The sequence below is a fragment of the Streptococcus caprae genome, from assembly GCF_042649745.1.
Lineage (GTDB): Bacteria > Bacillota > Bacilli > Lactobacillales > Streptococcaceae > Streptococcus > Streptococcus caprae.
Genome location: NZ_JBHRZV010000052.1, coordinates 39662 through 63979 on the forward strand (window position 1 = coordinate 39662; position 24318 = coordinate 63979).

General features: G+C 40.0%; 26 protein-coding genes and 1 pseudogene. 23 read left to right on the plus strand and 4 right to left on the minus strand.

The window, feature by feature from the left end:
* The first annotated feature begins 579 nt into the window (after nucleotides 1-579).
* The 11 genes and pseudogenes from ACFORF_RS09600 to ACFORF_RS09650 all read left to right on the plus strand — a co-directional run.
* On the plus strand, nucleotides 580-7551 hold the full coding sequence (locus ACFORF_RS09600) for a DEAD/DEAH box helicase family protein (protein WP_380427692.1): 6972 nt from the start codon (nucleotides 580-582) through the stop codon (nucleotides 7549-7551).
* A gap of 68 nt (nucleotides 7552-7619) precedes the next feature.
* Nucleotides 7620-7925 carry a DUF5962 family protein gene (locus ACFORF_RS09605; protein WP_380427694.1) on the plus strand — a complete coding sequence of 102 codons (306 nt, stop codon included), beginning with the start codon at nucleotides 7620-7622 and terminating at the stop codon, nucleotides 7923-7925.
* Between the two features lies 1 nt (nucleotide 7926).
* Nucleotides 7927-8226 carry a DUF5966 family protein gene (locus ACFORF_RS09610; RefSeq protein WP_373659982.1) on the plus strand — a complete coding sequence of 100 codons (300 nt, stop codon included), beginning with the start codon at nucleotides 7927-7929 and terminating at the stop codon, nucleotides 8224-8226.
* A gap of 101 nt (nucleotides 8227-8327) precedes the next feature.
* A complete protein-coding gene (locus ACFORF_RS09615; protein WP_146565828.1) occupies nucleotides 8328-8972 on the plus strand; it encodes a hypothetical protein in 645 nt (214 codons plus the stop codon).
* A gap of 40 nt (nucleotides 8973-9012) precedes the next feature.
* Nucleotides 9013-10104 carry a DNA primase gene (locus ACFORF_RS09620; protein WP_380427696.1) on the plus strand — a complete coding sequence of 364 codons (1092 nt, stop codon included), beginning with the start codon at nucleotides 9013-9015 and terminating at the stop codon, nucleotides 10102-10104.
* 57 nt (nucleotides 10105-10161) lie between these two features.
* On the plus strand, nucleotides 10162-10401 hold the full coding sequence (locus ACFORF_RS09625; RefSeq protein WP_380427698.1) for a DUF5965 family protein: 240 nt from the start codon (nucleotides 10162-10164) through the stop codon (nucleotides 10399-10401).
* Nucleotides 10398-10805: a DUF5945 family protein gene (locus tag ACFORF_RS09630; protein ID WP_380427699.1), complete on the plus strand. Its 408-nt coding sequence runs from the start codon at nucleotides 10398-10400 to the stop codon at nucleotides 10803-10805. Before ACFORF_RS09625 ends, ACFORF_RS09630 begins: the two co-directional genes overlap by 4 nt.
* A gap of 42 nt (nucleotides 10806-10847) precedes the next feature.
* Entirely contained in the window at nucleotides 10848-11144 is a 297-nt protein-coding gene (locus tag ACFORF_RS09635) for a hypothetical protein (RefSeq protein ID WP_380427700.1), read from the plus strand.
* A gap of 39 nt (nucleotides 11145-11183) precedes the next feature.
* Nucleotides 11184-11561, plus strand: coding sequence for a replication initiation protein (locus ACFORF_RS09640; protein WP_380427701.1), 378 nt, complete (start codon nucleotides 11184-11186; stop codon nucleotides 11559-11561).
* 161 nt (nucleotides 11562-11722) lie between these two features.
* A complete protein-coding gene (locus tag ACFORF_RS09645) occupies nucleotides 11723-12361 on the plus strand; it encodes a hypothetical protein (protein WP_380427702.1) in 639 nt (212 codons plus the stop codon).
* Between the two features lie 204 nt (nucleotides 12362-12565).
* Nucleotides 12566-12757, plus strand: a pseudogene (locus ACFORF_RS09650) (DNA cytosine methyltransferase); the annotation flags it as partial.
* A gap of 161 nt (nucleotides 12758-12918) precedes the next feature.
* Here ACFORF_RS09650 and ACFORF_RS09655 read toward each other — a convergent pair.
* Nucleotides 12919-13197, minus strand: coding sequence for a site-specific integrase (locus tag ACFORF_RS09655; RefSeq protein WP_380427704.1), 279 nt, complete (start codon nucleotides 13195-13197; stop codon nucleotides 12919-12921).
* Nucleotides 13198-13242: 45 nt separating this feature from the next.
* Nucleotides 13243-13929, minus strand: coding sequence for an ArsR/SmtB family transcription factor (locus ACFORF_RS09660; protein WP_380427705.1), 687 nt, complete (start codon nucleotides 13927-13929; stop codon nucleotides 13243-13245).
* 259 nt (nucleotides 13930-14188) lie between these two features.
* Here ACFORF_RS09660 and ACFORF_RS09665 point away from each other — a divergent pair, with 259 nt between their 5' ends.
* The 11 genes from ACFORF_RS09665 to ACFORF_RS09715 all read left to right on the plus strand — a co-directional run bounded on the left by ACFORF_RS09665 (nucleotide 14189) and on the right by ACFORF_RS09715 (nucleotide 21682).
* Nucleotides 14189-15298 (plus strand): HesA/MoeB/ThiF family protein, encoded by a 1110-nt coding sequence (locus tag ACFORF_RS09665; protein WP_380427707.1) that lies wholly within the window; start codon nucleotides 14189-14191, stop codon nucleotides 15296-15298.
* 2 nt (nucleotides 15299-15300) lie between these two features.
* Nucleotides 15301-16050 carry an ABC transporter ATP-binding protein gene (locus ACFORF_RS09670; protein WP_380427709.1) on the plus strand — a complete coding sequence of 250 codons (750 nt, stop codon included), beginning with the start codon at nucleotides 15301-15303 and terminating at the stop codon, nucleotides 16048-16050.
* Nucleotides 16043-16810, plus strand: a complete 768-nt coding sequence (locus ACFORF_RS09675) for an ABC transporter permease (RefSeq protein ID WP_125177073.1) — start codon at nucleotides 16043-16045, stop codon at nucleotides 16808-16810. Before ACFORF_RS09670 ends, ACFORF_RS09675 begins: the two co-directional genes overlap by 8 nt.
* 445 nt (nucleotides 16811-17255) lie before the next feature.
* Nucleotides 17256-17744: a modification methylase Sau96I gene (locus ACFORF_RS09680; protein WP_380427711.1), complete on the plus strand. Its 489-nt coding sequence runs from the start codon at nucleotides 17256-17258 to the stop codon at nucleotides 17742-17744.
* 182 nt (nucleotides 17745-17926) lie between these two features.
* Complete coding sequence (locus tag ACFORF_RS09685) at nucleotides 17927-18079, plus strand: hypothetical protein (protein ID WP_380427713.1); 153 nt, start codon at nucleotides 17927-17929, stop codon at nucleotides 18077-18079.
* Between the two features lie 144 nt (nucleotides 18080-18223).
* Entirely contained in the window at nucleotides 18224-19717 is a 1494-nt protein-coding gene (locus ACFORF_RS09690) for a primase C-terminal domain-containing protein (protein WP_380427715.1), read from the plus strand.
* A gap of 302 nt (nucleotides 19718-20019) precedes the next feature.
* On the plus strand, nucleotides 20020-20223 hold the full coding sequence (locus tag ACFORF_RS09695) for a hypothetical protein (protein ID WP_380427716.1): 204 nt from the start codon (nucleotides 20020-20022) through the stop codon (nucleotides 20221-20223).
* 13 nt (nucleotides 20224-20236) lie between these two features.
* Nucleotides 20237-20647 carry a hypothetical protein gene (locus tag ACFORF_RS09700; protein WP_000368759.1) on the plus strand — a complete coding sequence of 137 codons (411 nt, stop codon included), beginning with the start codon at nucleotides 20237-20239 and terminating at the stop codon, nucleotides 20645-20647.
* Entirely contained in the window at nucleotides 20647-21111 is a 465-nt protein-coding gene (locus ACFORF_RS09705) for a thioredoxin (RefSeq protein ID WP_380427718.1), read from the plus strand. The genes ACFORF_RS09700 and ACFORF_RS09705 overlap by 1 nt, the downstream gene beginning before the upstream one ends.
* Nucleotides 21086-21316 carry a hypothetical protein gene (locus tag ACFORF_RS09710; RefSeq protein ID WP_380427720.1) on the plus strand — a complete coding sequence of 77 codons (231 nt, stop codon included), beginning with the start codon at nucleotides 21086-21088 and terminating at the stop codon, nucleotides 21314-21316. The genes ACFORF_RS09705 and ACFORF_RS09710 overlap by 26 nt, the downstream gene beginning before the upstream one ends.
* A gap of 12 nt (nucleotides 21317-21328) precedes the next feature.
* Nucleotides 21329-21682, plus strand: a complete 354-nt coding sequence (locus tag ACFORF_RS09715; protein WP_307962677.1) for a hypothetical protein — start codon at nucleotides 21329-21331, stop codon at nucleotides 21680-21682.
* On the opposite strand, the gene ACFORF_RS09720 is transcribed toward ACFORF_RS09715, so the two are convergent.
* Nucleotides 21658-22566, minus strand: coding sequence for a hypothetical protein (locus ACFORF_RS09720; protein ID WP_380427721.1), 909 nt, complete (start codon nucleotides 22564-22566; stop codon nucleotides 21658-21660). The two genes, ACFORF_RS09715 and ACFORF_RS09720, sit on opposite strands and share 25 nt — an antisense overlap.
* A 77-nt stretch (nucleotides 22567-22643) precedes the next feature.
* Between ACFORF_RS09720 and ACFORF_RS09725 the strand changes: the two genes are divergently transcribed.
* Nucleotides 22644-23648, plus strand: coding sequence for a hypothetical protein (locus ACFORF_RS09725; protein WP_380427723.1), 1005 nt, complete (start codon nucleotides 22644-22646; stop codon nucleotides 23646-23648).
* Between the two features lie 35 nt (nucleotides 23649-23683).
* Here the strand turns inward: ACFORF_RS09725 and ACFORF_RS09730 are convergent.
* On the minus strand, nucleotides 23684-24318 hold a 635-nt coding region (locus ACFORF_RS09730; RefSeq protein ID WP_380427725.1), incomplete at its 5' end, for an IS30 family transposase.

The following is a 24318-nucleotide window of genomic DNA, read 5'->3' on the forward strand; positions in this document are numbered from 1 at the left end:
TCATGCAGCACTTTTTGGACCAAGATACGTCAGCCTTTACTAAGGCAGTCATGAGTGTGGAGACCCAAATCACCAGTCAAACCTTTCTGAATGACCTCTATGCTTACTATATGGCGACAGACAACATTTATCTGTTGGATGAGCAACTGCGATTGGTTGCGGATGAGCAGAGTGAGGTGATTAGGCAAGACCTGACCCGACTACTAGATAACCTCTACCGAACAGGGGATGGGAATGAGTTTATCTCAGAGGTCTTCCAAGGTCGGTCGTCTGCCTATTTGGTGTCGTCTGATGGTTGGGAATTGGGCAACTTTGACCCCTATAGTTTGGAGACTTTAGATGATTTGATTCGCCACCAGCTGGATGCAGATAGTGACGATTATTTCGGAGACTTAGTTCATTTGGCTCTTGCCCAAGACAGGTTGGATAGTCGTTCCCAGTTCTTACGAAGCTACATGGCAGACCTAACTAGACCTCAAGTAGACGCACAGCGAGAGTTGTCCATGACCCTCTAAGCGATTGGGACTGAGAGCTTTCTCAGTCCTTTTTGACTAAAGAAAATTAAAGGAGAATTACTGGATGAATACACAAGCCATCAGCCACCGCCTTCGGCAACATCAACACCAAGATTTGGCCATTAAAGAGGCTTTTCTACGCTTTCAAGCCCACCATTTTGATAAGCCTTGGGAAAGGCTTTTAGAAACCTTTATCGAGCAGGAAGGTCATGTTCCCCTTTTCCCAACTCCCTACGATGTGAGTGAGGAGCTAGTTGCCTTTCTGAGCCAAGGAGACCAACCTTTTGAACATTTGGGCGCTTATGCTTATCATTTTGCCCAAACTGGTTTACGCCAAATCCCTCAACTTACCCCTTTTGAAAAAGATATGGTGGTATTGGTTGCGACCTATAATCTTGCCGTTTATTGTCAACTTCTAGACCAACAGGGAAGCTATCATGGTGTCTCACTGAAGCGCTTGGTGTCGCAAATGGAACAGGTGGATTTTATCAATGTGTCTAAGGTGGCTAACAACCTAGCAGACCGCATTAGCCGAGACCTTGATTTGTTTATTTTGAACTATGAAGCCCCAACTATCCCAAAGCCAGAACTAACCTTTGAAACCACTGACCAAGATCTGGTTGCCCATTACGGTCAACCGGTGGCCAGGTTAGATAAGACGAGTTTACTTGTGGCGCACTTGCCAGCCTATCAGGACTTGCCCTTGGGCATTAAAGCAGAGATTATTACTCAGTTCGACCAGAAAAAAGCAGAGTTCAGTCAGGTGAAGCCGGAAGAAACCGTCAGATTTGAAGAAGTTGATAATGTGGTAACGGCTTATCTGACCAATCAAGCTGAACCACTCTCTTCTTATGACCGTCGCTTAGGCAAGAGCCAGCACTATGAGGCCTATGAGCACTTGAACCTGACCCAAAAGTTTGCCATTTTAAGCCACTACGATGAATTAGCCAAACTAGAGCGACCGTTACAATTTCGTTTGGGTGACTTTGATGAGGAACGCAGGCAAACCCCTATCTATGAAGGGGAGACGATTTTTACCTATCTGGAAGCGGATGGGTCGGCAGATGAATTGGCTAGAGAACCAGGTTCTCAGGAACTAGCAGAATTGGTAGACCTCAGTCGTCAGCTCTTGGCGAGAAACTACCAGCTTTTAGAGGAAGCTGGTGTACCCGTCGAGGACTTTCCAGAGAGTAGCCGAGGGGTCTTGTTAGATGCGGTTGGGAAATACCGTTTGCCCAGAAAAGAGTTACTTTATTTAGGGCAGTACCCTCATGCCACGGTCAATCAATTGAGGCTTGCGGTTGAATTGCTTGACCAGGGACTAGACAGAGATAGCGTTACATTTTTCCTTGAGAGCAGCCTCCCTTATGAGCGTTTGGTCTTTGTGGCCAATCGCATCACCAAAGATGGGCTGAAGCTAGAGGAGGCTAAAATCTTTGAGCGAATGGCTCAAGCAGAGCCAGACAAGGCGTCTCGTTTATTATTGGAAGAACTTCAGGCTAAAGAACCGGAAAGTGCCTTTGATGATAGCCTGTCAGAACTCAAGGAAGAGGTTCATAGAATCTACCCTTTGGGGAGTTTAGTTCATTATGGTAGTCACCTGTTTGAGGTCGCAGGGATTTGGGAAGACCAGGGTCAGATTAGAATTGAGTTAGCTGCTTTACCCGATGATGATGTGCTAGACAGTCCTGTTTTTTATGTCGGTTCTCTTGGGGCATTGGAAAAGAGCCAGCTGGTTTATCGACCAGAAAAGTCAGAGGCTTTTAAAGAAAGTAATGACTTTGCAGTAACAAAGGATTCTGATGACATCGACCTCTTTTCTTTCCTAGATGACAGTCAAACAGACCCCACTTCAGACAAAGGTCCTGCAGAAAGAACGGAGGCTCCAAAAGACCAAGCGGTTATCCAAGACGAGCCTAGTGTGCTTGAAAAGGAGCCTGAGCTAGTTAAGGTTGAGCCTGTTCAGAATTTTGCCTTTCCAGAGGACTTGACCGATTTTTACCCTAAAGGGACACGGGCTAAGGTGGAAGCTAACCTCGCAGCTATTCGCTTGGTTAAGGAGTTGGGCAAGTCTGGGAGACAGGCTAATTCAGCTGAACAGGAGATATTAGCCAAGTATGTCGGCTGGGGCGGTCTAGCCAATAGTTTTTTTGACGACTACAATCCTCAGTTTGAGATAGAACGGGCAGAGCTAAAGAGATTGGTGTCTGATAAGGAATACTCTGACATGAAGCAGAGTTCTCTGACTGCTTACTATACCGACCCAGCCATCGTTAGAGCCATGTGGGATAAACTAATCGCAGATGGGTTTACAGGCGGACGGGTGCTGGATCCGTCTATGGGAACAGGGAATTTTTTTGCGGCCATGCCAGAACAGTTAAGAGAGAAGTGCGAACTGTATGGTGTGGAGTTAGATGGCATTACAGGAGCCATTGCAAAGCAGCTTCATCCCAATGTGACTATTTTTGTTCAGGGCTTTGAGGATGTGCCTTTTCAGACGGATAGTTTTGACCTGGTTATTTCAAACATTCCCTTTGGTAATTTTAGGATCGCGGACAACCGTTATGACAAGCCTTATATGATCCATGATTATTTTATTAAAAAGTCCCTGGACGTGGTTCATGATACTGGGCAAGTGGTGGTCATTTCCTCAACGGGAACCATGGACAAGCGGGTAGACAATGTCTTACAGGACATCAAGGCTACCACTCAGTTCTTGGGTGGGGTTCGTCTGCCTGATTCAGCCTTTAAGGCTATTGCAGGAACCAATGTGACAACGGACATTCTCTTCTTCCAAAAGGATTTGAACAAAAGAGCATTCACAGATGACTTTGCTTTTTTGGGAAGCAAGCGGTATGCCAAGGACGACCGTATTTGGCTCAATCCCTACTTTGACGGTGAGAATAATTCCCAAGTTTTGGGAACTTATGAGGTCAAAAATTTCAACGGTGGAACCCTATCTTTGAAAGGGAATGGCCAACCCTTGGTGCATGAGTTGACGCAAGCCCTGAAGCAGGTCGCTCCTCCACAAACCAAGGACAATGTCTTTATCCAACCTCAAGTCCTGATGGAGAAAACCGTTGACAAGACCATCCCACAAGCCATTTGGGATAGCCTTGAACTCTATAGTTTCGGCTATGAGGGAGATACTGTTTACTATCGAGACCGTGACGGGATTCGAGTAGGGGCTAAGACAGAAGAAATCAGCTACTATGTCACGGAAACTGGGGATTTTGTGGCTTGGGATGCCAAATACTCTCAAGCAGCTATTGACCGTTTTGTGGCTTTGACTGTGACCGATGAGACAGCTGTTGATGTTTACCTGTCCAAAGAAGCGACGAAGACGGGCAGACACAAGGGACTTTTTAAGAAAACGGTCTTCTATGAGGGAACGTTGTCTGATAAGGAGGTTGCCCGTATCAAGGGCATGGTCAACCTTCGCAACACCTATCAGGAGATGATTGACCTCCAGCGGGACTATGATTATGACCGTGATGTCTTTGAAGGCTTGCTTGGGGACTTAAATGTCCAGTATGACCGCTTTGTCAGACGGTATGGTTACCTCAATAGTAACGTCAACCGCAATCTATTTGATAGTGATGACAAGTATTCTCTTCTTGCTAGTTTAGAAGATGAATACATTGACCCCGTGGATAAGAAGGTCAAGTACAAGAAGTCGCTGGCTTTTGAGAAAGCCTTGGTCCGTCCAGACCGTATTCTAAAGGAAGTCAAGACTGCCCAAGATGCCCTCAATGCCAGTCTGGCAGATGGTCGTGGGGTGGATATTGCCTTTATGATGTCTCTTTATCCAGGCAAAACAGAAGGTGATGTGATTGAGGAATTAGGGGATTTGGTTCTGTTGGACCCTGCTTATGCCCTCTTAGGAAAAGTGGTTTATGTTTCTCGTCAGGATTTTCTATCAGGCGATATTTTAACCAAGCTTGACCAGGTGGATTTGCTTCAAAAAGAGGACAATGCCTTGGCAGATTGGGGATACTATCAGACCTTACTTGAGGCTGTTAAACCACGCCAGATTGGTCTAGCAGATATTGCCTACCGCATTGGCTCTCGTTGGATTCCAAACGAGGTTTATGGGCAATTTGCTCATGTGGTGATTTTGGGCGAGGAGAAAACCTTAGATGATCCAAGCCTAACTGAGGTGATTGAGGTTAGTCCTATTGATGGCACCTATACTTTGTCTAAGGACTTTACCAACCGTCGTGTGTCCGCCCAAGAAGCAGCCATGGGGGTGAGGGGGTCACGCTATGATAGTGGGCGGAAGGTGTTTGAGAACCTGCTTAATTCCAATCAACCGACTATTACACAAACGGTCAAAGATGGGGATAAGCAAAAGCAGGTGACGGATGCCGAAAGAACTAGCCTATTGCGGAGTAGGGAAGCGGATATGCAGGGACTTTTCCAGGACTTTGTCTTATCCTCTCCAGAAGTTCAGACCTTGATTGCGGACACCTACAATAGCCTGTATAACCGAACGGTGTCAAAAACCTATGATGGCAGCCATCTGGTTATTGATGGCTTGGCTCAAAATATCACCTTACGTCCTCACCAGAAAAATGCCATTCAACGCATCGTGGAGGAAAAACGAGCCCTTTTAGCCCATGAAGTGGGTTCAGGCAAGACCTTAACCATGCTTGGGGCGGGGTTTAAACTGAAAGAGTTGGGGGTGGTCAATAAACCTCTCTATGTGGTGCCTTCTAGTTTGACTGCTCAATTTGGTCAGGAAATCCTCAAGTTTTTCCCGACCAAGAAAGTTTTTGTGACGACCAAGAAGGACTTTGTCAAATCCCGCCGCAAGCAATTTGTGTCACGGATTATTACAGGAGACTATGATGCCATTGTCATTGGCGATAGCCAGTTTGAGAAAATTCCCATGAGTAAGGCCAAACAAGAGACCTATATTCTGGATAAGTTGGGCCAGATGCGAGAGATTCATCTGAATAGTGAGAACGATTATACCGTTAAGGAATCCGAGCGCGCCATTCGTTCCCTAGAAGAACGCTTAGAGGAGCTTCAAAAACTGGATAGGGACAGCTTTATCGAGTTTGAGAACTTGGGCATTGATTGCCTCTTTGTGGATGAAGCTCATCACTTCAAGAATATTCGTCCCATCACAGGCTTGGGCAACGTGGCAGGCATTACCAATATCACAGCCAAGAAGAACGTGGACATGGAGATGAAGGTGCGGCAGGTCCAGTCCGAACATGACAATCGCCATGTCATCTTTGCGACAGGGACACCAGTCTCTAATTCCATCAGCGAACTCTACACTATGATGAACTATGTCCAGCCAGATGTGCTGGAGCGGTATCAGGTGGCACACTTTGATTCTTGGGTAGGAGCTTTTGGCCAGATTGAGAATTCAATGGAACTGTCTCCAACGGGAGATAAGTACCAGCCTAAGAAACGCTTTAAGAAGTTTGTCAACCTGCCTGAACTCATGCGGATTTATAAGGAAACAGCTGATATTCAAACTTCAGATATGTTGGACTTACCTGTGCCAGAGGCACGGATTATCCCAGTAGAGAGTGAGTTGACGGATAGTCAACGTTACTACCTAGAGGAGCTGGTGGCACGGTCTGAAGACATCAAGAACGGTCTGGTAGAGCCGACGGTGGATAATATGCTCAAAATAACGGGTGAGGCCAGAAAACTCGCTATTGATATGCGGTTGATAGACCCTGCTTACAAGCTGTCTGACAGTCAGAAACTTCTTCAGGTGGTGGACAATGTGGAGCGGATTTATCGAGAGAATATGGCAACAGAAAGTACCCAGATGATATTTTCAGATATTGGGACACCCAAGAAAGATGGAACTGTTTTTGACATCTATAACGAACTGAAAACTCTCTTGGTCGATCGTGGTATTCCAGCCAACCAGATTGCCTTTGTCCATGATGCCAATACTGACGACAAGAAGAATAGTCTATCTCGACAAGTTAATAGTGGTGAGGTGCGGATTCTCATGGCTTCAACGGAAAAAGGGGGAACGGGTCTCAACGTTCAGGCTAAGATGAAGGCTGTTCATCATTTAGACGTCCCTTGGCGACCAAGTGATATTGTCCAACGTAACGGTAGGCTTATCCGTCAGGGAAACCAGCACCAAGAGGTAGACATTTATCACTACATTACTAAAGGGAGCTTTGACAACTACCTCTGGCAAACTCAGGAGAATAAGCTCAAGTACATCACGCAAATTATGACCTCTAAAGAGCCTGTTCGGGCGGCAGAAGACATTGATGAGCAGACCATGACCGCCTCTGATTTCAAGGCTTTGGCTACAGGCAATCCCTTTCTTAAACTGAAGATGGAGCTAGAAAATGAGTTGGGGCTTTTGGACAATGAACGGCGTGCCTTTGAGCGAACTAAAGACGATTACCGTCAAACCATACGGGTGGCGGAGCGGGATTTGCCAGTTATGGAGAAACGCCTTAGTCTTTATGACCAGGACATTGAGCGGTCAAAAAATAGTAAAGGCAAGGATTTTGTCATGTCCTTTGGCAGCCAAACCTACACCGAAAAAGGCGAGGCAGGGGAGTACCTACACCAACTGATTCGTCAGAACCGCTCAGAAACCAAGGAACTCCGAACGCTTGCCCACTACCGAGGCTTTGCCTTGAAGGTGACGACCAGAAGCATGACTGAACCTGTTCCTGAAATTGTCACGCTTAGAGTCGTCGGAGATAATCAGTATTCGGTTAGTCTGGATTTGAAATCCCCTATTGGTACCCTCCAGCGGATTAACAATGTCATTGACGACATTGAACAGGACAAAGAAACAACCGAGGCTTTGGCCAAGACCATGAGGGATAAGGCAGCCGTTGCCAAGGAACAGATTGAGAGGGTCTTTAGTAAGGAAGAACATTATCAAAACCTTAAAGCCCAATACGATGTCCTTGCGCCCCTGATTGAAGCTGGGGAGGCAACCGAAGTCATCGAAGAAGCCCTCGCTCCCTTTCTTAATCAGCCCAATCAGCAAGAAATCGTCCTTGACGACCAACTTTCTTTGGACATTTAGCAGCAATGAGCTGACAAAAGGAATGGAACGCGGTAAACTAATGGTAACAGAAGAAAAGGAGAGACATGATGACAGACCAATTTGAAAACATGAAGCACCAACTAGATAACCTTTTGAGTGAGGGTTTTAGCACTCCTGACCAGTACGAGGCTTATCGTGACTTGAAAGACCAATACGAGACAGCCACAGGTGATGTGAGCTTTTCCATTCGTGAGGTCACGGGTCAATTAGAGGTTATCATGACCAATCGTGAGACCTTCTTCCCAGACCTCGATGAGGGGACACGGGTAGAGTATTTGGACTTGGTTGAACGACTTGAGGAGCTGGATAACACCAAGGCGGCTTACTACCGCAGACAGCTAGGGGAGGCATAAGATGTTTGAAGAGTTAGGGCAAATTATTCTCATTCTCATCGCTATTGGAGGGATTCTTCTCCTGCTTTACCGCTTGTTTCTGGCGGCGACAGGCTTATTGCTCATTGGAGGAGGTCTCTTTCTAGCCTTTATGGAGGTTTATGGTCTTTACCTGTTGTTTACTGAAACAGACCTCTTTGTCAGAGATTTTCAGACCAATGGCTGGCTCAGTTTTCCGACCTTTTTTGTCGGGATAAATGTCTTGTTGGCTGGATTATTGGTTAAAAAAATAAGCAAACGATTGACAAAACGCCTCGCTTAACCCCACATTTGGACACCTTCGGGTGTCCTTTTTTCTGTGATAAAATCCCCAATCTCCTCATGGTATGCTTGGTCTATAACTATAGAAAAGAGGAAAAACAGATGATTGATAAAACCAAGCAGATTGTCCTAGTGAGTGTGGCCAGTCTTGCTTTACTAGCCTTTGTCTCGACTATGGGCTATAGCTTAGGTAAGCAAAGTGTGACCAATGAGACCAGGGCGGCTATCAAGCAGGAGGCTAAGAAACTACAAGATGAACAGACAAAAAAAGAGAAAGCCAGTCAGCTATCCCAAGAAAGCGTTGAGGCGTTTCTCCGTCACTACTTTACCAAGAAACAACTTGGCGAAAATAACAAACGTATCAAGCCTTATTTGACGGATTCAGCCTACCGTGAGGAGTTGACCCGCCAAGAAGACACCCTCCAGCAGGTCTACAAGGACTATATCTTGGACTATCAGTATCAGGAGGCTGATATTTACCTCAATCATGCTTCAAATGAGGTCTTAGCCGAGGTGTCTTATACAGTGACCTACGTTCCAGACTTGGAACAAAAAGACAAGGCTCAGACCAATCAAGTGGAGAAACGCCTCTTACGCTTGACCTACACTAAACTGGGAGATAAGCTCTTGGTCAACCATCTTCAAACTTATTCGACAGATTTATCAGAAGCTCTTACTCAAGCGCAAAAGACGACACCAGAGCCAGAAGCGATTCCTGAATTGCCAGTTTCAACCACAACACCATAAGCAGAAGGCTGGGCTTCTGCTTTTTTGATAGGAGAATAAGATGATAACATTAGAGACGATTAAGAAGAAGTCCATCGTTGACGTTGCAGGGGCCTTGGGTATCCCTTTGAAACGTTTATCCAGCACCCTTTACGAGCAGGTAGAACACGATTCTTTCAAGATTTTTACCAACACCAATACCTTTAAGTGGTTTTCGCGGGATATTCAGGGCGATGTCATAGACTTTGTGCAGCTGTTGGCAGGGGTTAGCTTCAAGGAAGCCATTCACTTTTTGGACAAGGGAGATTTTCCAGAGCAGGAGGTTCAGGCGTTAAAACTGGAACCGTTTCGTTATTATCTTCCTGAAAGTAAGGACTTTGGTTCTGCTCGCACCTATCTCAAGACCATCCGTCACTTATCTGATGAGACCATCAACACCTTTGGCCGGCAAGGTTTTCTTGCCCAGGGGCAATGGCAGAGCGACAACCATACCGAGCCTGTGGTTGTGTTTAAGAGTAAGGATCATCATGGGCGATTGGTAGGAGCCAGTCTTCAGGGGATTGAAGAACACCCAGACAGATACAAGCGGGGACGGCTCAAGAAAATCATGAAAGGATCTCATGGTTATGCAGGGGTTAGCTTGGCTATAGGTAAACCCAAGCGGCTTGTCTTTGCGGAATCTGCCATTGATTTGATGAGTTATTATGAATGCCATAAGGAAGAGCTATCGGATGTCCGTCTGGTATCGATGGAAGGATTAAAGAAAAGCGTTATTGCCTATCATGTTATCCGTCTAGCTTCGGAGGAAAAGGGAGATTTTAGCTTTCTTGATGAGTTGGACAAGGGAAGACTAACAAACTATTTGGATATGATTTTACGAAGCACCACTCATTTTCAGACCCATGAGCAGTTGATTACCTTGGTTGTGGATAATGACAAGGCAGGGAGAGACTTTATTGCCAAATTACAGGAACAAGGCTTTCCTGTTCAGAAAGATTTACCGCCTTTGGACATCTTTGATGGCAAGTCTGATTGGAATGAGGAATTGATTCGGCAAAAGCAAGAGCCAAGTCTTGATGACTGGCTTTGTCAGTTTTACGAGGAGCGGTCACATGGGTTTCGGCCATCTCAAGAGTTAGCTCTTGAGTTGTGATGAAAAAATCAAGTCTGGTTTGATAAGCTAGACCAAACACGATAAGGAGGAAGACTTATGAGTTTGAGCCAAGTGGCTCGGTTAGAAGAAAAAGTTGCCAAGCAAATAGAGAGGGTCAATCAGGAACAAGAGCGCTTAACCCTTTACCAAGACCAGCTTCAAAAGGCCATGTTTGCGACCTTTATCAGTTATCAAGCAGGTAGCAACCTGAGATTTGATAAGGCCTTGGAACAAGCCTTTGGGGCGGCACCTAAAGCCCACAATCCATCAACAGGAGAAAGAAGGAATGAGACATGATAACACCAAGTGATTGGACCTATGAGGGTCAACTAGATACACCAGCAGAACAACCTACCACACCAGACCAGGAGCGAGCAAAAATTGCAGCTCTCTTTAAACCAACTTCAGAAGAGCTCCAAGCTGACAGTATTGATTATCTCGCAGCTTTTGAGAAACATAAGAAAGGCAAACAAGCCCCGGTTAGAGAGCAAGATAAAGTTGTTTCTACTCAACTCAGCAATCCTAAAGAGGACATCACGGATCGTTATAAGGCATATTTGACAGAGTTGTTGACCAGTCACGAAGAAGAGACTGTCCACTACCGAGTGGAGTTGGAACGTTTTCAAGAATTGGTTGCAGGAAAAGAAAAAGTCATTAAGACCATCAAGGCTATCATGACAGCGATGGATACCCTCGATTAACCGACAGTCCTTACGAGGACTGTTTTTTGATAAGGAGACACTATGTTTAGAAACTTATTCAAAACTAAAGACTATCAGCCATCGAGTGACCGTTTTAAGTCCCTCATTCATACCTTGTCCATGATGAGTGATCAGGAGCTGGAGAAAGTGGAGAAACTTTTGGGTGTTGTTTTTGACCAAGAGCAACAGGAAAAAGTAGTCAAGCAACCAGAGCCTCAAAGCATACCCATTCGAGAAGAAAGCTTAGATGACCGCATTGAGACAGCCAAGGCCACGCTTAAAACAGAAGAACTAGAAAAACGGATAGAACAGTTTAAGCAGAGTAAAAAAGAGAGCTAGAAGCCAATCACTTCTATTCGGATGGGTTAATTATTCTCAATGGTTGACTTTATGGAAGATGGAGAAGTAGCATTTAGATTTTCAGAGTTTGCGTCTCCCTTTGTATTTGCTTTAAGAACCCAATATTATTCTTTTAAGCTAGCAGAGATTGCACGGATTAAGTCCAAGTATGCGCTCGTTTTGATGAAGTTGTGGAAAGCACGTCGATACCGAGACCAACGTGTCACCACAATAGAAGGGGATTTAGACGAATGGCAAGATTGGTTTCTAGGCTCTGAAAAGAGAATCGCTCCGGCAATTTTCAAAAGAAATTGTTTGACAGTTGGTGCTGAAGAGCTTGAGAAGAAAATTGGAGTAGAAATCTTCCTAAACACTATCAAGCTACTTTATTCGAATAAAAAACCGTATATTTCTTGACATACAGATATCTATTGGTTATAATAAAAGTGAGAAAACGCTTTATAAATGTATGTAATATGTACCAATTTTTAATTAGGAGAAGGTGAGTCCAATGTACAAATTATAATTATCAATCCTTATTGTCCAACTTAGCTATGAAAGAACAGTAGGTGACTAGCATGAAAAAAATACTATTTACTCTATTATTTAGTTGTTTAGCATTGTTTTATCTACCTATATCATCTGTAAAAGCGGATACTGGTGATGACCTTGTCGTTAAATTCAATGAACTACAGTTTACTGTTAATGATTATAATATTTCTAATCCAGAAGTAATCTATTCAAAATCAGGTTTTACAGAAGTTGCGACTGTTATTGATAGTGATACTGGAGAAGTTGTGGAAACTATTGAATTGATTCCAGATCTTTCTCGTGCTACAGTTAGTTCACATACATTAAGAAGAAGTGCAACATTTGCGAGAACTACAGTTCAATTAAGTGTAAATATTGAGCTATATAATAATGGTTCTTTCCGTCAAATTAACTCAGTCCAAGGCTATTACCTAGGAATAACAAATTCTATTACCAACACATATATTGAAGGGCAGAATATTAATGTCTGGTCTCCAAATGGATACCCTACAACAAGTATAAAGTATGCTTATAATGGTACTTTAACAGCAGCTATAAGCAGTAGTGGTTCAGCTCAAGTTAAAGCAGAGTTGTTAGGAGCTGGATTTACATTTGGAGGAACTATTGGAGGTACCTCATATTACAGAGTTCCATTTAATCAAAACGGAACTATTAGCCTATACTAATTTAAGTTATATTCGATAATATGGATAAAAAAATTCACACATATTTGATTTGTGCAAGTATTATTATTGCATCTATCATTTTAGGTATTTCAATTTATAACGGACTTGATATTTTGGGGCAATATATAAACGATGGTCTTAGAATAATTAGCCAGTAATAGAATTTAAACAAAGGGTGCCGACCATATTGGTCGGCTTTTTTTAATACCTTTAATCCTTACCAATAGCAAGAAAATCAGAAAACTAACTCCTCGTGAGTGTTTCAACGTTAAAGGTTTCCCAAAAGACTGTAAACTGCCAAATCAAAGTAACGGACGATTATACAAACAAGCAGGTAATAGTGTTACTGTTCCAGTTATCGAACGTATAGCTCAAAATATCGCTAAAGCAATTAATTTAAATGAATATTATTGTCTGCTTATCTCCTAAAAAGATGAGTCGTTCTTTTTTTCCTTTGCCCAAAATCAGTAAGGTGCGATTCGCCAAATCAATATTAGCTTTTTATAATTGACACAATTCGGAGATTCTCAGTCCAGTAGACAAGAGCAAGTAAAAGATTAGTTGTTGATGGTAAGCTTTTTGAGTGGCGTACTTTGTTTGAGCAGTTGTAGATTGGTGTTGAAGATAATAAAAGAGTTTTTCAAATCCATAAGAGGAATTGTTTTTGGTAAAATTTTCTCAGATTTAAAACGAAATCTCTTGTGGTGAAAGGGATTTTCGCTTATTATATTTTGTTCTTCTAGGTAGCGATAAAAAGCCTTTAGGCTTGCTATTTTTCGTTTTAATGTACTACTTTTGAGATAATAACAGTAAAGATGGTCTAAATATTTCGTCACATCCTGATTGTAATCAAGATAGAAATATGCTTCTAACTTGTCATTTTATTCTATTGAAATATCCCACTCATTCTTTAAAAAATTGACACCAGTATCGGTTATTTTCAAAGCTCTAGACTGTTCCATTCTTTCGATTATTTTATTTTTAATCAAGAAATCAAGAATTTCTTTTGCGAGTGAGCCAGCAAGATGGTTTTTACGCTCACTCCAATCTAAGCATTTTATACAAAATTTTCTTTTCTTATTACGCAATAGTTCAATATTAAAATCAAGTTTTTTACAAAAATAATCTTGTCCTTTGGAAGTTAACTGAAAGTTATTTCCTTCTTCTTCGATGAATCCTAATGTGATAAAAGAATTTGCAATAGCAACACCAAGTTCACCTGCAATATGATCATAGCAAGTTCGTGCTTTTTTTAGTTCCTTCTTCCTAAAATGTTGGTTAAAACTTTTTACTGGTCTTTCGGGGGAATAATTACTTAAAACTTCAAAAATTTTTATTGTCGGCGTATCTTTTATAGAGTAGTATCGAAATTTTCCGTAGGCTTGAACATTTAATAAGTTAGCCTCTTTCATTAACTTGAGGTGATAACTAACTGTATGCTGTTTTAAATTGGTATAAGAAGCAATCTCGTTCACGGTATGAGCAGCTCCATCCATCAGTATATCGAGAATATGCATCCGTGACTGGTCTGAAAGAAGTTTTGTAATAGAAAAGACATCTGGACTCATTAATTTCTCCTAAAATTTCATACATCGATGAATTTGTTGAAATAATTATACTACAATAATCTCATGGAGTAAAGATAAACTGAACTTCAAATAAAATAGGAGGTCTTTCGAATGAAAATCACTAAAATTGTTGCTGCGGCAAATTCAGTTGAAGGTCGCTAGTAAAAAGCGACTAGGTACATTTTGTACCTTTACAAAAGAGTGGATTGAATCCATTCTTTTTTAGATATTTAGAAGATAACTATTTCGGAGAAAACAGATGAAACTACCTAAAATAAAATCTATACACAGTGTCCTATTCCTAAAAGATAAAATTAGAATTGGAATGGGGACAGATTATAGCATAGAAATTGAGAATCCCGATGAAAAGTACACAAAACTAATTAAATCTTTAGATGGAAGAAATACCATAGAAGAAATCACGGAAAAATGTGTTACTTTGTCTAAAGGTGAAATTTTAGAATCTATAGACACCCTTTGCGATTTAGGTTATATTGAGGATAACTCAATTAAACCAGAATTAGATTTTTCTGATGCTGAATTACAAAGGTACTCAGTAAATCTAAACTTCTTTAGTACATTAGATACTGATGTAATTAGTAAGTATGAGTATCAGCGACAATTAATTAAAACTCATGTTCTTATTTTAGGAATTGGGGGAATTGGTTCAAATATTTGTTTGTCTCTTACTGAACTTGGTATTGGGAAAATCACAGCAGTTGATTTTGATGTTGTTGAATATAGTAATTTAAATCGACAAGTTCTATACAATACAGAGCAATTAGGAAGAAGAAAGACTGATGCTGCGAAAGATTTCATGAATAAATTTAATCCAGAAATTGAATTTGATACAATTCATATGGAAATTTCCTCATCGGATGATATAGAGAAACTAATTTTTGAATCGAATTGTGATATAGTAGTTAATGTGGCGGATTACCCAACTGGCTATATTGATTTTTGGGTCAATGAAGCATGTGTGCGTTCTAACACACCCTGTTTTTCAGCGCTTGTAGGAAAAAAGAATGGTAGAATCTACTCAATAGTTCCGAATAAGTCCGCCTGTTTTTACTGTCAGTATCTTGATGATTTAAAAATTAGACCTGATTATGAAGAAGAATTAGAAACTGTCAGAAATATTCGGAATAAAGATGAACTTGATTTATTTAGAACGCCTAATGGAGCATTAGGACCGGCGTGCTTGTTCCATGGATATTTTATTGCTTATGAAATAATGAGGTATATCTTTTGGGGTACGGATAAGTTATTAACATATAATAAAAGATTTAGTATTGATTTTATGTCATTTCAACAAGAGTTTACAGAACTGAACAAGTATTCGGAATGTCCTGTTTGTTCTGAGAGGTAAAAATGGAAAAATTAAGGATAGTTAATCTAAAAAAGAATTATGGTAACTTTGAAGCGGTTCACGATGTAAGCTTTGAATTACATAGAGGTGAATGTATTGGTATTCTTGGAATTAATGGTGCGGGGAAATCTTCAATCTTAAAAATGATTTATTCAGCAACTTCAATAACATCAGGAGCAGTTTTCATTGATGGAAAGGATATTACTGAAAATCGGGCAGAGAGTAAGTCTAAATTAGGAATTGTGACGCAAGATGACATGCTAGACTCAACTCTTACAGTTTTAGAAAATTTAATAGCTCATGGTATTTGTTATGATATTTCTAAACAGGATGTCCAGAAGAGAGCTTTAGAGTTACTGAAATTTGTAAATTTGGAGGGTCATCAAAATAAAAAAATTGGAGAGCTATCTGGAGGAATGAGGCGAAGAGTTTCTTTGGCCAGAGCCTTACTCAATAATCCTGAAATAATTATATTAGATGAACCAACTGTTGGGCTAGATATTCAGTCAAGAAATATTATTTGGGATAAATTGCAAGAGCTCAAGGATAGAGGGATTGCAATTATTATAACTTCTCATTATATGAACGAGATAGAAAAGTTATCGGATAGAATCTTGATTATTCATTCTGGTATTGTAAGTGCAGAAGGTACGGTTTCAGATTTATTTGTTCTTCATAAACAGAATAATTTAGAAGATTTGTTTTTGAAACTGACCAAGTCGAACAGGGAAGAGGAGAGATATAATGAGTAAGATATCAATAAAATCTATAAGAAATGTTATCATTAGAAATTATATGAGTTTCAGAAATTTATTTAAGATTTCAATTATGCCGAATCTTGTAGATCCACTTTTCTACCTTATTGCAATGGGATTTGGGGTAGGGAGTTATTTGACAATGGTTGGGGGAATGAGCTATAGAGATTTTATTATTACGGGACTAATCTCAGCAACTGCAATGACTGCGGCAACTTCTGAAACAACAGTAAATGCTTTTATTCAATTTCGTCTCGAAAAGACCTACGATGCCATGTTGATGACTCCTATAAATACAGGGGATATAGTTATTGGTCAATCCATCTGGGCTGGGATAAGAGCGGTAATTTTTGGAGGGATATTCTTTTTAGTTTCTATTTTTATTAGTGGAAACTTCCATATCTCTTTTCTGTTAATCCCAGTTGTTTTATTTATTGTTGGTTATCTATTTGGAATTTTAGGCTTGTCATTTACTTATCTAGCACCTTCAAGAGAATTTTTGAACTATTATAACGTGCTAGTGATTCGGCCGTTATATATGTTTTCAGATACTTTCTTTCCAATTTCTTCAATGCCTCTTATCGTTCAGAAGATAACATGGCTATCGCCTCTTTATCATGCTTCTAAGATAGTTAGAGGAATCTGGATAAATGAATTTAAAAATTTGTTCCCTCATTTTATTTGGTTAATAACAGTGTCAGTTCTTTTATCACTTATTCCGATGTATATCTTAAACCGATCATATTTCAAATCATGAAACACATCTTATCAGATATGTCAGACACATAGCCGAACAAGGTTGAGAAGCTTATCAATCTAGTCTTTGACCAGAAGCAGCAGGAAAATCAGGTACATCCCTCTGAACCAGTAAGCCCAGTTGTTCAGGAAGAAAGCCTTGATGACCGTATTGAGACTGCCAGAGCAACACTAAAGACAGAAGAGTTGGAAAAGCGGATAGAGCAGTTTAAGCAGAGTAAGAAGTAAAGTAAGTGGTAAGAGTTTTTAGAATAGAAAATAATCCTGTATTTATGAGGAGAACGGAGAAATCTGTTCTCCTTTTTGTTCGCTTAAAATCTTGTAAGAGGGAGGGATCACCATGGAGAAATTGAAAATTTTGATAGATATTGGGCAATTAGAGTTTTATAAATTCATTTAACATTTCTTGAGTGGTGATTAATAAATGACACAATCAGGAGGATATGATGACTAGAAATGAATTTTACAATCAGTTAATCAATAGTGATCCATTGGGTTTTATCGATCCTTTGACCGATCTAGGAGAATTTGATTTTGTTCAGATGAAATTCAAAGAACCTGTTCATCAGTTAATCAATAAGTACTCTGGTCAACCTTATAATCCTAACTGGCAGAATAAGATTGAACAGATGAGGGGACTATATATCCAGTATCAGAAAAGTATAACGCTAGAGGAGGAGAGTATTCGTCATAGAGTTAGAAACCAAGAATCTAAAGAATATGTACATAAAATTGTTACAACTTATTTGGCTTTGGGCTTTAAATTTAAAGAGATTGAAAAACGTTTGCCGTTATCTTATAAGCAATTAATACGAGGTCGTAAGAGAAGTGATTTTGTAACCGCATCAAGCCCTGAATTTTATTTGAAAAGAGACTTACATGATGGTTACTGTATGCCAAGATTTTCTCTCCCTAAGAGTATGAAAGTTAATTAAAGGAGCTGTTATGAGACAAGAAGCAATAGGAATTTGTAAGGAGTGTGGTTGTACATGGACAACGCCATGCGTCAATGAAAAATTTGGCGTTTGTTGGTGGATGGAAGACAGTAACCAAGATTTATGCAGTCATTGTTATTATGGCTTGAATGAGAACAATCACAGCACAAATTGAAGCCTGTATGACAGATTTAGAAAATTACAGTCCATCTCTCGCGGAACTTTCTAAGAGCCAGTATTATCTTCTGAAACAGACGAATGCTGAGCTGTCAGACTATGAAGATTTTTTGAGTGATTTGGAAGCTTCAATCACGATTTTCAATAAAGGAGTATAAAAAATGTTCGAATTGTTTTGTAATCATTGCTTGGAGTGGTTTTCCAGTAATGATGGAATAGATGATTGTGTAGATTGCGGAGCAGAATGCTGTGTACATGAGTTCGGAGATGTAGATTAACTATAACAAGCGAGAAGGAATCAGATGAATCTAACAGACATTCACAACTTAATTCTACGAGATAGCCTAAGAAACTATAAGTTTAGAAACAGCCATCTAAAACCTGTCTCTTCAGCTGAAGAAGGGAAACGTGGAGCTATCTTTGCCTATCGTTCTAAGGCCAATATGGTCAAGGCACGTGGTCTTGTTCTAACATCGATGGAAGCCATTATGGAGAACCAGGATAGTTTTACTCACTGGACACCCAACGCTTATCGGTTTGGCACCTACAGTGACGAGAAACGCCAGATTACACGTGGCCATGCAGAAGAGAATCTAAGACAGATTAACACCTTTTACATTGACTTTGACATAACCTCTTCAGCCGATGAGATCACCTCTGGAGATATTTTGACAACGGCCATTGATTTAGGATTTATGCCTACGCTTATCCTGAAATCAGATAAAGGCTACCAGGCTTATTTTGTCCTGGAAGAACCAGCCTACGTGACCACTCATTCACAATTTAGAGTGGTAAAGGTGGCCAAGGCGATTTCCCAAAATTTGAGAAATTATTTTGGCCAACATCTGCCAGTAGACATGACCTGCAATCACTTTGGGATTGCACGTATGCCACGAACAGATAATATCGAGTTTTTCCATGAAGAATACACCTATTCCTTCCAGGAGTGGCTCGATTGGTCAATGAAACAGTTAGACCTTCCATTCCCAAGTAAGAAGCCTAATTTAACGGTTATTGCTGGTTCTGAAGGTGTCAAACAGATTGACGAGCCCTGGTATGGATTGTTAATGATGGAAGCAAATATCAAGGGAACTAAGGCCCTGATGGGGAGAAATAACGTGTTATTTACCTTGGCGCTTGCTAACTTTTCAAGTGGTGTCTCTCAGAGCGATTGTGAGGCTGTTTTAGCTGATTTCAATGAGCACTTGGCCGAACCACTCTCTCAGGACGAGTTCCTAAAAGTCGTTGGCTCAGCTTATTCAGGGAAATATGAAGCTGCTAGTCGAGATTACATCAAATTACTATGCAAAGCTTGGGTCAATGAGAATCTGAAGGGCTCAGATTTGTTTATCAAGCAACGCTGGTATAAATTTAAGAAGAAACGTGCAGATCGTAAGCATAGCCACCTACATGAGTGGAAAGCTGATATTATGGCTTATTTAGAAGGTTTTTATCAATCTGAGGATCCTTTTGTTCAGACGACTAAAAAAGCTATTAGGGAAGAGTTAAATATCCCTGAACGTTCATTAGATAAAGTTCTGAAGGCTCTTAAAGCTGAACGTAAGATTTTCTTTGCGGTTAAAGCTGGCCGTGGTGGTGGGATTAGATTAGCTTCTGTTAAAGCTACTGTTCTTTTCCTTATTCAGGTGAAAAAAGAGCGTCAGGAGGCTTATTTTGGCAATATTGCTACTTTCTTTGAAGAGAGTATAGGATTCACCAAAAGGGTGATAGAAGGGGTTAAAAATGGCCTTAAACAAACAAAGCAAATGTCCTTATTTGAAGCAGATATTGGTTGATAATCAGAAAAAATTCTAAACCCGCAAACTGCCATTACATTTATATCTCTGATACTGACAAGCAAATCAGGGAGGAAAAATAGTAATGGCAATAAACAGTAATAAATAAAAAGATGAGGTGAAAATAAATGTGGAACGTGATCATAGTATTTAGTGTGGTTTTAGCTGTTCTAGTATCAGTATTGTTTGTCTTAGGATGGCTTAGTTGTAGTCATAGAATGAGATATATCAATGGCTATGATATAGAGCTTGAAAGAGACTACAAAGAATTTGTAGAACAAATGAGAAAGAGAGGGGTATAGATGAAATACGTTATTTTTAGTTTTCAGGATGGAGACTATATTTGTGATGGTCAGGGGCGTTTATTGGTTTTTGAAAGTAGAGGATTAGCTTGTCAATATATGCAGGTACATTACCATAACCCGTTACCTGTTCAGAGAACGAAAAAGATTATTCATTACCCAAAGTATTATCAGGCTCCTTTTAGAGTTCAGAAGGTTTGTTAGGAGGGATGGAGGAATGGACAATATTAAGATTGTACGTGGATACTATTTGACAGGTTTAGGACAGGAACCGCTGGCTTATTATTTTAAGATAACAGAGGATTTTCCAGAGTTTAGGACGATAAAAGCTGGAGATGTCGCTTTGACTTTTTATCAGAATGGAGAGGCCATTACCAGTATACCTGCATTGATAAGAGTGGATGGTGTCATTGAGGTAGAAAAGCAGGTGCTTGAATTTCTTAAAAGTGAGAAGAAGGATCATTTTCCTATGCTGCCATTAGTTGGAGTATATGAACATTTCGATCCATTACGCTTCAATACTATGATGACGGTTTTTGAAGGTTTAAAAGCAGAAATTAAACGTTTGGCCAAAGTGAACTATGTTCAAGGAGATTTGTTCGAGTTTATACAGGGAGGTGAAGGATAATGGATGATAGATTTAAGATGCCTAAACTGGTTTTATGTTCATTAGTAGCTGTTGGAATGTTCTTCTTTGCAGTTTTTGGTGTGCAGACCTTTTGGAGTGAGCATGTGACCAAAGACTACAATAAACACCTTACGGAACAAGTTTATGTTGATGTGGTGGTCAATAAGAACGCCAATTTAGTCTTTTATAAGACAGGCTGTCCTTACTGCGAGAAAGGAAAGAAAGCTGTCATTGAGACGGCTGAGAAAAGCTCTTATCCAACGTTTTATATCGATGTGGAATCAGAAGATGGCCAAGCTCTTGTGAAAAAATACCAGGTTGAAAAAGCAGCGTCCCTTGTCACGATAAGAGACGGCCAATCTCAGCTCTATCTCTATGCTGCTAAGGACAAGCAAGGTAAGATTACAGCTGACAAGAAGACCATTAAGGAGGCACTAGATGACTCAAAAAAAGAGGCTCAGTAAGTGGGCAGAAAAGGCTTTTCAATTTGACGATGAATTGTGGCGTGTGGAAACAACTGAAGGAATGGTTGTCTTAGGCAAACTTCCTGATGGTACTTTTACCTTGCTGCGTTTCAATGATGAAGGTGGAAAGTTAACGCATATTTCAGAAAGTGAAGCCTTGTGGCTAACGCTGGAGCTCGCTCCAGAAAAGATGGATTGTATTTAGGAGGATTGAAATATGGAACTCTATGAATTAGACCCTAAGATTTTTGTAAATTTAGGAGAAACATCACCTTATAAGGTGACAGAAATTATCGGGAAGGACTATCCAGGTGATTTTTTGACACCTGGTGAGGAGAAAAGTTTCCTCGTTTTGAATAAAGAGAAAGCATGGATTGTCCATGCCGATTCATTAGTATCAGTAGCTGAGGAGCTAGAAGGCTATTTAGGTATGTCGGTAGATGACTTTATCATGATTTCATTAGGAACAAAATACCATAAGCGGTTTTGTTTTAATGATGACTATGAGATTTGGGAAAAGTATTTTTCGAAACTAAGAGATGCTTATTATTCGGACCAGTCCTCGAAGTAAAGGCTATTTAATAAGGTGAAATCAGACTTATCTATTTTGTTCATTCGTATTTTTGAATGTGAAGTTACAAAAAAACTTCCCCAAAAATAAAGATGAAATGCTTCACCAGATTGACAATATCTCAGTAGTTTTCGATGTTGTTGAGAAGTATTGTTCAGAGTACTTATATCAATAAAAACAGCTGGTTTTTCAAAATAAGCATTCTCAAGTTGACATTTTTGATCAAACTCTAACAATAACAACTCTTTTCCATTTGTGTTAACCTTTCTAGAGAAGGCTTTACCGTGATAAATTTTTGGCTCTAACGATAATTTATAGCTTCCATATCGCAGTTCTTGAAAAAAAGTATTTAATGGTGCCACTGTACCATTAAAACTGACGTCATCATCTGGGTGAGAGTGGAACCGATTGACAGTTGATGATAATTTTGAAAGACGTGTAGAGCGCTCCTTAACTGCTGGGAAATCAGAATTAGCTTGATACGACTTTTTATTTTTTCCAGTTGAAGAGTTTAGTTGAAGAGTCCCAACATCTTCATAAGGTGTAGGGTTATTCATGGATAATTCAATGATGATTTCTTTAGATGGTTGGTAAGTTTGTATCGCACGGTGTTGGGAACGTTGTTTTGACACTTTAGTCATCTTAGAAATATTTGGACACAACTTGGAATGTTTATCGTCAAATCCACTACGATATTTAAAGTAAGGAGGAACTTTCCATTTATCAGGAGTGTTCCTCACATTGACTAATGTTACAGGAACTGAACATTTTTCAGCGCATCTAAATTCGTCTGTATCAAGTTGATGATTGTGGAAATAATCATATGCTTTTTCAGGTGAAATATCATCTTTAAAATGTTTAGAATAAGCGTGATCATGTTTCATACTAATCGCCTCCAGAATTGCTTTTATTACCTATATTTTAACATTTATTAACTCAAATCAGAAAGGACATATCACATATGATAGATATGATTAAGTACTGGATTGAAAAAACAAAATCTAGTGCAATTGTTAAACCACTTGTTGTTACTAAAAAATGGTTTCAAGACAATGTGATTAAACGAAAATTAGTTGTTTTCTCAGTATTATTTACAGCTTGGATAAGTTTATTGCTGGGGGCAATTTACTCCCCACAAAGACAGACTTACACTGATGAACAGCTCAAAACAAAGAGGACATTTGAGAATGGCACAGGAGAAATTAGACTATCTAGTCAAAGTTATTCGCCTGAAACAGGCATTATTGTTCTTCAATTTGAAACTAAAGATTCTACCTCTCCAGTTGATCGAGGTATTGATACTAAACGTCTTAAATGGAATCTATACGCACAGAATAAGACAGCTGATACTATTATGGAAATCGTACCAATTGTAGATAATAAAATCTCTGTTATTATCCGAAATGTTCCAGAAAATTTTGGTGCTTATGCGATTGAGATTACTAATAAGACAGTTGCAACCAGTTCTATTGATATTGACGTTTCTAACCCTTCAGATGAGCAGGAGAAACCTGTTAATCAAGAAGATGATGACGATGATAACGTTGTTCAATTTTATGTGACAACTCAAAATAGTAAGCTCAAAAAAGAGATAATTAAAAGTGTGTCTCGTGAAGAATTTGCTTTATCAGAAATCATAGAAGAGAAGGCTTTTCAGGAAGGGCAGATTGAGAAATTGAATAACTCAATAGAGCAGCTGAAAACCTCTATTGAGGATGATGAGTCTCGGAAAAATGGTTTACTCAAAGAGGCAGAATATCTCTCTGGTGATGACTTAGAATCTAATCAAAAAGATGTTGCAACTATTGAAAGTAACATTGAAACTAAGAATAGATCTATTGAGACCGCCACCCAAAATATTGAAAAAGTTCAAGTCAAAATCATTAGCTTGGAGAAAAAAGAATCGGCTATTAAAGACGGTAGCTTTGAGTTCTCAAACCCAATTGAAACTGTCGAAATGAAATAATTAAAAAAGATAAATTGCAAGAAAAAGTGCAACATTTATTTAAACTCGTTCAAGAGAGCTTCAACAGCTGTTCTGTAAGCTAAACATTTTCGTGGCCGGTGATTGATGTCAGATAGAGCCTTGTCCAAATCCTTATCAGAAATAACAGCTAAATCTGTTTTCTTGGGAAAATATTCTCTCAGTAATCCATTGGCATTTTCATTGCTTCCTCTCTGCCAAGAAGAATAGGCATCTGCGAAGTAAAAGGGAATGCCTAATTTCTCCACTAAAGGATAGCAGGCAAATTCCTTTCCCCTATCCGAAGTGAACGTTTTAAAGGCTTCTTTTGGCAATAAGGTTAGGAGTTGCTCAATCGCTGAAAACATGGATTTGGCTGTTCTGTCTGGCATTTTAAAAGCCAAGTAAAAGCGTGTTTTACGCTCTACAAAAGTCGCCAAACATCCCTTGCTTTGACCTCTTGATGATACCACGGTATCTAACTCCCAGTGGCCGAAGGTCTCACGACTCTTGACCTCTTTAGGACGTTGAGAGATAGGTGCACCAATCGTAAATTTCCCCCGTGTTTCTCTGGGTTGTCGGCTTTTTCCTTTTCGGCGTAGGACGCTTAAATCTAATTGTATCAAACCAGCATAAAGCCAGTTGTAGATGGTCTTAAAAGCGACCATTGGCT

Excerpts from the sequence above, each read along its gene's own strand:
- ACFORF_RS09600 (WP_380427692.1), top strand. The coding sequence starts at position 580 with ATGAATACACAAGCCATCAGCCACCGCCTTCGGCAACATCAACACCAA.
- ACFORF_RS09605 (WP_380427694.1), top strand. The coding sequence starts at position 7,620 with ATGACAGACCAATTTGAAAACATGAAGCACCAACTAGATAACCTTTTG.
- ACFORF_RS09610 (WP_373659982.1), top strand. The coding sequence starts at position 7,927 with ATGTTTGAAGAGTTAGGGCAAATTATTCTCATTCTCATCGCTATTGGA.
- ACFORF_RS09615 (WP_146565828.1), top strand. The coding sequence starts at position 8,328 with ATGATTGATAAAACCAAGCAGATTGTCCTAGTGAGTGTGGCCAGTCTT.
- ACFORF_RS09620 (WP_380427696.1), top strand. The coding sequence starts at position 9,013 with ATGATAACATTAGAGACGATTAAGAAGAAGTCCATCGTTGACGTTGCA.
- ACFORF_RS09625 (WP_380427698.1), top strand. The coding sequence starts at position 10,162 with ATGAGTTTGAGCCAAGTGGCTCGGTTAGAAGAAAAAGTTGCCAAGCAA.
- ACFORF_RS09630 (WP_380427699.1), top strand. The coding sequence starts at position 10,398 with ATGATAACACCAAGTGATTGGACCTATGAGGGTCAACTAGATACACCA.
- ACFORF_RS09635 (WP_380427700.1), top strand. The coding sequence starts at position 10,848 with ATGTTTAGAAACTTATTCAAAACTAAAGACTATCAGCCATCGAGTGAC.
- ACFORF_RS09640 (WP_380427701.1), top strand. The coding sequence starts at position 11,184 with ATGGTTGACTTTATGGAAGATGGAGAAGTAGCATTTAGATTTTCAGAG.
- ACFORF_RS09645 (WP_380427702.1), top strand. The coding sequence starts at position 11,723 with ATGAAAAAAATACTATTTACTCTATTATTTAGTTGTTTAGCATTGTTT.
- ACFORF_RS09660 (WP_380427705.1), bottom strand. The coding sequence starts at position 13,929 with ATGAGTCCAGATGTCTTTTCTATTACAAAACTTCTTTCAGACCAGTCA.
- ACFORF_RS09665 (WP_380427707.1), top strand. The coding sequence starts at position 14,189 with ATGAAACTACCTAAAATAAAATCTATACACAGTGTCCTATTCCTAAAA.
- ACFORF_RS09670 (WP_380427709.1), top strand. The coding sequence starts at position 15,301 with ATGGAAAAATTAAGGATAGTTAATCTAAAAAAGAATTATGGTAACTTT.
- ACFORF_RS09675 (WP_125177073.1), top strand. The coding sequence starts at position 16,043 with ATGAGTAAGATATCAATAAAATCTATAAGAAATGTTATCATTAGAAAT.
- ACFORF_RS09680 (WP_380427711.1), top strand. The coding sequence starts at position 17,256 with ATGACTAGAAATGAATTTTACAATCAGTTAATCAATAGTGATCCATTG.
- ACFORF_RS09685 (WP_380427713.1), top strand. The coding sequence starts at position 17,927 with ATGACAGATTTAGAAAATTACAGTCCATCTCTCGCGGAACTTTCTAAG.
- ACFORF_RS09690 (WP_380427715.1), top strand. The coding sequence starts at position 18,224 with ATGAATCTAACAGACATTCACAACTTAATTCTACGAGATAGCCTAAGA.
- ACFORF_RS09695 (WP_380427716.1), top strand. The coding sequence starts at position 20,020 with ATGAAATACGTTATTTTTAGTTTTCAGGATGGAGACTATATTTGTGAT.
- ACFORF_RS09700 (WP_000368759.1), top strand. The coding sequence starts at position 20,237 with ATGGACAATATTAAGATTGTACGTGGATACTATTTGACAGGTTTAGGA.
- ACFORF_RS09705 (WP_380427718.1), top strand. The coding sequence starts at position 20,647 with ATGGATGATAGATTTAAGATGCCTAAACTGGTTTTATGTTCATTAGTA.
- ACFORF_RS09710 (WP_380427720.1), top strand. The coding sequence starts at position 21,086 with ATGACTCAAAAAAAGAGGCTCAGTAAGTGGGCAGAAAAGGCTTTTCAA.
- ACFORF_RS09715 (WP_307962677.1), top strand. The coding sequence starts at position 21,329 with ATGGAACTCTATGAATTAGACCCTAAGATTTTTGTAAATTTAGGAGAA.
- ACFORF_RS09720 (WP_380427721.1), bottom strand. The coding sequence starts at position 22,566 with ATGAAACATGATCACGCTTATTCTAAACATTTTAAAGATGATATTTCA.
- ACFORF_RS09725 (WP_380427723.1), top strand. The coding sequence starts at position 22,644 with ATGATAGATATGATTAAGTACTGGATTGAAAAAACAAAATCTAGTGCA.